This window comes from Flagellimonas lutimaris, from assembly GCF_003581615.1.
GTDB lineage: Bacteria > Bacteroidota > Bacteroidia > Flavobacteriales > Flavobacteriaceae > Flagellimonas > Flagellimonas lutimaris.
In genome coordinates this window covers 1-286 of the sequence record NZ_QXFH01000055.1, presented here as the reverse complement: position 1 = coordinate 286, position 286 = coordinate 1, and the positions used below count along the sequence as shown (strand labels likewise).

At 46.9% G+C, this 286-nt stretch carries 1 protein-coding gene; it reads right to left on the bottom strand.

Translation table 11 applies throughout. The annotated features are described in order from the left end of the window. Nucleotides 1-286, bottom strand: a 286-nt coding sequence (locus tag D2V08_RS17265) for an Ig-like domain-containing protein (RefSeq protein ID WP_182835455.1), incomplete at both ends; no start/stop codon positions are given.

Sequence of the window (286 nt, the reverse complement as noted above, 5' to 3'; positions counted from 1 at the left end):
CAGCTGAATCACAAATGGTATAATCGATGGTGTACGTTCCTGCTTCGGTTCCCGGCACTACGGTTACGCTTCCATCTTCATTGATGATAAGTTGGTCCGTTGGTGTAGAAGTCAAGATAACGTCTTCAGGAGCAACAGGTTCACCATTATAAGTGTCGTTGGACAATACATTGCTGTCAGGTACAATTCCACCTTCTCCAGTCTCTGCCGTATAGGCATCATCCACAGCATCGACCACATTGCCAGCTCCCTGCATTACCTCAACAGTCACAGTTGCAGTATCACA